The organism is Lentimicrobium sp. S6, assembly GCF_013166635.1.
Taxonomy (GTDB): domain Bacteria; phylum Bacteroidota; class Bacteroidia; order Bacteroidales; family UBA12170; genus UBA12170.
Genome location: NZ_JABKBZ010000003.1, coordinates 176,473 through 182,623, shown reverse-complemented (window position 1 = coordinate 182,623; position 6,151 = coordinate 176,473). Strand labels below are relative to the sequence as shown.

Below are 6,151 nucleotides of genomic sequence, written 5' to 3'. Positions count from 1 at the left end.
TGATGGAAATAGAACCGACTGCTTTGGTTCTGATAAACATGTACAGTCAAAAGGTCATTAGTTTTCTACTTTGCTAGAAAAATCAATATTCTAGAAGAGGCGGGAAGGCTATTGTTTGGGATGGCTTGTTGCTTACTTTTTTCCACAAAAAAGTATGATCCAGTATTTTTTTCTGGAAAAAGGTGTCAAAATCTACCATTGGATAGATTTAATTCCTTTGAAATACGATATAAAAAAGGCTATAATTTCAATGTGAAGCAAAACATCAATTCATATTTGCTATTCTTAAATCCGAACTCTTTATTCTGATTCTCCCCATAAAAATTAACATGAGCCTTTTTAAGCTAGCTGATGTCGGACCAATTAGTAGACTTATGCTCTCTTCTACCCAATTCTCTAATGATAGGTGCATTTCCCGGAGCATTATAAACCTCGGAGTCCTCCAATATGGCAATAGCTTCTTTTCTTGCAGCTTTTAAAATAGCTTCATCTTTTATTAAATCTGCTATTTTTAAGTCTAATACGCCACTTTGTTGCGTGCCTTGCATATCACCTGGTCCTCTCAGTTTTAAATCTACATCGGCTATCTTAAAACCATCTGTTGTCTCTACCATAGTTTTCATGCGAGTTTTCCCTTCTGCAGTCATTTTATAACTAGTCATCAAAATACAGTAACTTTGATCTCCTCCCCGTCCAACTCGTCCACGTAACTGATGCAGTTGAGACAAGCCAAATCGTTCTGCGTTTTCAATAATCATTACTGTGGAATTTGGAACATTCACACCAACTTCTATTACCGTAGTGGCCACCATGATTTGCGTTTCCCCTTTGGCAAATCTTTGCATCTCAAAATCTTTATCTGCAGCTTTCATTCTTCCATGAACAATGCTCACCTGATATTGGGGATTAGGAAAAGTACGTTTTATACTTTCAAAACCATCAGTTAAATCTTTTAAATCCATGGTTTCAGACTCCTCAATTAAAGGGTATACAATATAGACTTGTCTACCCAAGTCAATTTGCTTCTTGATGAAGCCAAACACTTTATATCGATCCTTATCATAATAATGATAGGTTTTAATACTCTTACGACCCGGAGGAAGCTCATCAATAACAGAATAGTCTAAATCACCATAAAGCGTCATAGCCAAAGTACGAGGAATTGGGGTGGCAGTCATAACGAGTACATGAGGTGGGATGAGACTTTTTTGCCAGAGTTTAGCTCTTTGCGCAACGCCAAACCTATGCTGCTCATCGATAACCACTAATCCTAAATTATTAAACTGTACTGTATCTTCTATCAAGGCATGAGTACCTATCAATATTTTTAATTCACCATTTAATAAAGATTCATGGAGAACTTTACGATCTTTCTTTTTCGTTGAACCAGTTAATAGGCCAATTTTGATATTCATCTCACCCAAAAACTCCGAAATTCCTTCGAAATGTTGATTGGCTAATATTTCAGTTGGCGCCATAATACAAGATTGAAATCCATTATCATTAGCCAATAACATACACATAAGCGCTACTAAAGTTTTGCCGGAGCCTACATCACCTTGTAATAAACGATTCATTTGTTTTCCTGAGCCTGTATCTTGCCGTATTTCTCTCAAAACTTTCTTCTGGGCACCAGTTAATTCAAATGGCAAATGCTCTTTGTAGAACACATTAAAGGAGTCTCCAACTTTGGAAAAAGCTACACCTTTATTTTTATGCGCTCTAATTAACTTAGATTTAATCAGGTGAAGCTGAATAAAAAAAAGCTCCTCAAATTTTAATCTTTTTTGAGCTACTTGAATATGTTTGACATTTGAGGGAAAATGAATAAATCGCAATGCATCCTCTCGGCTTACTAGTTTATATTTGTCTAATAATTCGTTAGAAAGGTTTTCAGTTATATTATTAGGAATGAGCTCCATTAAACCTTTTAGAATTTTCGCAATACCTTTAGAATCTACATTAGCTTTCCGCAACTTTTCAGTAACGTTATAAAAAGGTTGGAGTTGAACCTGCACAAGACTGGCTTTTACAACACTCAGCTCTTCTACTTCAGGATGAGGAATATTAAACTTTCGATTAAATAATGCTGGTTTTCCAAAAACAATATACTCTTTACCAGCATTAATACTTTCTTTAACCCACTTGATTCCTCTAAACCAAATAAGCTCCAAGATACCAGTATCATCTGTAAAAATAGCAGTTAAACGGGCATTATGTCCTTGACCGATGGTCTGCATCTCACTTATCTTCCCTTTTAGCTGAACATAAGGCATATTCTCTCGTATTTCAGATATTTTATAGAATTTTGATCTGTCAATATAGCGAAAAGGGAAATAATACAAGACATCCTCAAAGTTATTGAGACCAAGCTCCTGTTTTAATATTTTTTCACGAGCGGGTCCAACACCTTTTAAATATTTTATTGGCGAATCTAAAAATCTACCTGACATTTTACAAAGATAAAATTTTGACATAAAAAAAACCCAGCAGAAGCCGGGTTTTAATAATATTTTTAAAAGAGCTTAATACTCCCACATATGTTGTTCTATTTCAAAAACATCATTCTTTATACGTTCTGACTCTAAGAGTGCATCCATACCACTTGCATACTGATTAATTTGTCTATCGTAAACATTCTCTTCCTTATAAACATAAGACGAGAACATTCTCTTCCAGAAGATATCATCATAGGTTCTTCTTTCTGCTCCGTTTTTACGATTAAAGACTTCTGCTCTAGCCAAGACAGATCTTGCCTCTGGAAAATAAATCCAAAACATAGGTTTTCTTTTAAACTGATTATCTTTTGTATAATACTCCCACACTGGACATAAACCCAAAATCCTAACCTGTAATTGTGATCTTTGCTTATCAAAATACCATACTTCCTTCAATCGTATTTTTTTCACTTCCGACTTTGAAAATTGATCTTCATATGCAGTTGTAGTACCAATGATATTACCATCCAAATCTCTTTGCTCTACTTGAACAGCCACACCATCAATCATTTCCTGTACTTTAGAAATAGACATAGGCGTCGTAAATTCATCATCAACCTCTGCATCGTAAGCAGTTAACTCACCAGATCTAACAGCATCTAAAACAACAGTTATAAAACTTTTCCATTGTAAATGATCCTTAATAGGATAATAAAAAGGTTGATTGATTTTTTCTCTAAAATCAATTATCTGCCAAACTCTTTTACTATAAATAACATCCGCTTGTCTTAAGGGACTATATGGAATTGGCTTTTTAAACTCGGTATGTATATGATCAAATATATCATCACGTGGAGTCGAAACTGAAGAAGATTGACTACTTCCACCAATAACTTGAGCATAGGCACTACTTCCAATAAACAAGGAAATACCAACTAATAATATAATTTGAAATACTCTTCTCATAGTTTTTTTAATTTAATTTGACAGCAAAGTTTGGAACTGACATTTTTTCTATTGGACCTTGAACTTCAATGTTTGAAAACACCAACATAGTATTCTTTCGTGCAGTTTGAATATAGCTCTTCATGTCTTCAGTTAGGTAAGGCGAACTTGCTTGTTTATCAAAGTTATCACCATTCTTCACAATACTCAAGGTAAACCTTGTCACTTGATATTTATACTCAAAGTTTACGTATTCAGGTAATTCACACAATAGATAAGGATTAGCCAGCAAACTCTGACGAGCCACAACACCTTTATCCATATTTCGAACATTGATATTTGGAGGTGGTAAATCTTTCACTCTAAAAACTTGCTCTCCTAATTCCTTACGTTGGTTACCAATCTCGCTATAGACTTTTATAGTTACACTTTGAACTGTTCGTTTTTTTAAATTCTTAACAATTAGACCATCAGCAGTATTAGCTATAAGCCCGTCTCCAAAGATATCATATTTTAACTGAGATGCTGGCACTCCTGCTGCAGAGAGTCTAATAGGATTATCTACTCCGCGGTAAAATACATTCATTTTAGTAGCAGCTACGTTGGCAGAAGGCTCTGCTACAATAAAGCTTGATTTAAAAGGTTTAAAATCAATCTGTCCTGTCGGGCTCTTTACACCAATTTGCCCTGCGAATGTATACTCTCTGGTTTCTAAATTTGAGGTATTAATAGATAATCTAACAAATCCACTATCTCCAGTTAAATGAGTCGCACTATTAATAAAAGAATCATCCCAATCTACAGCACCCATTTGATAATACATTTCTGGCTCAGAATTCTCATCTACAGCAGCTAGAAATACTTCAGCATCGAATGTTTCACCTTTAAAAATATATCTAGACTGAGGCAAAACCTTGGCTTTAATATCACTAAATTTAAAATCCTCTTTATCTATACCTTGATATAAATGACTTACAACGTCATATTCGGCATTACGAATTTCATTTACTATCTTATTAAAAATGGTAACATCAGCAGCTAATATAGTGTGATAAAAATTATACTGTACCCAATCTAGACTTTGCTTACTTGTACTACGGTAATTCCCACCCGTTTCTAAACCAATATTAAGCATTTCTCTTTCTTCTTCAGGAATTAATTCCAACATTCGAACCTTATACTCATTGATTTTATTCATCATGGCATAACCTTCACCATTTTTCATACCCTCCCCACCTACTAAATAAGAAGTAGGATCATTATAATTATCTTTTGCTTTAATATCAGCTAGCTTCATAATTCTAGCAGTGTCAAAAGGAATGCGTTCAACTCTAGCAATTACTACGAATTTTACAGAATCAATATAATTAATCAGATCTTGACTATAATTTTTAGCCTCTTCAGACTTTGTATAAAAAGGACCTACTTTATCTTGATTCATTTGATATTGCATACTGAAATCCTCATGTAGAGCAGCAATCTTAGCAGAGAAATTCTCACTAGTCTTTTCTACACTATCATTTACGATAATAAAGGCATCCAAGATCTCTTTTGATACATTCAGCGCTAACAATGCAGTTAGCACCAAGTACATCATTCCGATCATCTTCTGCCGTGGCGTTTCTTTAAATCCAGCCATTAGTTTTTAATTTAAAAGATTTTCACTTATGCTTTAGGAGCTACATTCATAGCTGATAACATATTACCATAAACCTGATTCAATGATTCTACATTCTTAGCTAAAATGGCTACACCATCCTCATATTGCTGAGTAGTACTAATTGATGTATTCAATTTATTTAAGAATTCATTCATAGACTCTTGAATCTTAGCAGATGCTTCTACTTGCTCATTACTACTTTGTAATTGCAATTCGTATACCGCATTTAAAGCACCTAAGTTAGATGAAATCTTTTTAAGTTCGTCGTTATAATTACCACCATCAATGCCACTAAAGTTTAATGCTTCAGAAGATTGACGAAGTGTTTCAATTGATTTATTATATTCATTTGCTAATGCACTAGCATTCTCAGCAGCATCTCTAACACTTTTATTAAACACACCTGTTGCACTTACATCATTTTGCATAGCTTCTGCAGCATTAGAATAAGATTCAGATAAACTGGCAGCAGCATTACTGGCAGATTTTATATTATTATGATAAGCTTCTGTTGACTCAATATCAGAAGCTAATGCTTCACTTGCCTTCTCATAAGTACTTGACAGTTTAGTAACCGAGCTCGAAGCACCTTTAACATTTTCCACAAACTCTGTATTAGCTTCGGCCGCATCTGTAAATTTATTCATATTGGAAGCGGTATCATTAAGGTTTCTTAATCCTGCCCCCAAACTGCCTATCAATTCAGGCCCTATATTGGCCTCACTAAGCATCTGATCTAATTGCTGACTAACAGATAAATCTTCCTCATCTTCTAACTCGTCTTCCATAAACTCTGGAAGATCATCACCTAAATCTTCAACGCCATGATACATACCAGCTAACTCTGGATATACTAAACTCCAATCTGGCTCTACATGCGGGGGTTCAAATGCTGAGAAAAAGAAAATAACCGCTTCTGTAATAAGTCCAACACCAAGCATTATATCGGCTCCTGGTATATGTGTAATTTTAAAAAGTGCTCCAACAATTACAATAGAAGCACCAATTCCATATAATTTAGCCATAAAGTTTTTAAAACCACGACTCTTAACAATTTCCTGTATACTCATAACTCAATTAATTTAGCGTATTATAGAATTTAATATAG

The 6,151-nt window shown here is 34.4% G+C and carries 4 protein-coding genes; all 4 read right to left on the bottom strand.

From position 1 onward, the window contains the following. Positions 1-344 precede the first annotated feature (344 nt). The 4 genes from recG to gldL all read right to left on the bottom strand — a co-directional run bounded on the left by recG (position 345) and on the right by gldL (position 6,113). Complete coding sequence (gene recG / locus HNS40_RS02600) at positions 345-2,453, bottom strand: ATP-dependent DNA helicase RecG (RefSeq protein ID WP_172277216.1); 2,109 nt, start codon at positions 2,451-2,453, stop codon at positions 345-347. Between the two features lie 72 nt (positions 2,454-2,525). Then, positions 2,526-3,404 carry a gliding motility protein GldN gene (gene gldN, locus HNS40_RS02595; RefSeq protein ID WP_172277213.1) on the bottom strand — a complete coding sequence of 293 codons (879 nt, stop codon included), beginning with the start codon at positions 3,402-3,404 and terminating at the stop codon, positions 2,526-2,528. A gap of 7 nt (positions 3,405-3,411) precedes the next feature. Beyond that, positions 3,412-5,022 (bottom strand): gliding motility protein GldM, encoded by a 1,611-nt coding sequence (gene gldM, locus HNS40_RS02590; RefSeq protein ID WP_172277210.1) that lies wholly within the window; start codon positions 5,020-5,022, stop codon positions 3,412-3,414. Between the two features lie 26 nt (positions 5,023-5,048). Beyond that, positions 5,049-6,113 (bottom strand): gliding motility protein GldL, encoded by a 1,065-nt coding sequence (gene gldL, locus HNS40_RS02585; protein WP_172277207.1) that lies wholly within the window; start codon positions 6,111-6,113, stop codon positions 5,049-5,051. Positions 6,114-6,151: the final 38 nt, after the last annotated feature.

What these genes read in the sequence shown, in the direction of transcription:
- gldL (WP_172277207.1), bottom strand. Translation starts at nt 6,113, where the DNA reads ATGAGTATACAGGAAATTGTTAAGAGTCGTGGTTTTAAAAACTTTATG.
- gldM (WP_172277210.1), bottom strand. Translation starts at nt 5,022, where the DNA reads ATGGCTGGATTTAAAGAAACGCCACGGCAGAAGATGATCGGAATGATG.
- gldN (WP_172277213.1), bottom strand. Translation starts at nt 3,404, where the DNA reads ATGAGAAGAGTATTTCAAATTATATTATTAGTTGGTATTTCCTTGTTT.
- recG (WP_172277216.1), bottom strand. Translation starts at nt 2,453, where the DNA reads ATGTCAGGTAGATTTTTAGATTCGCCAATAAAATATTTAAAAGGTGTT.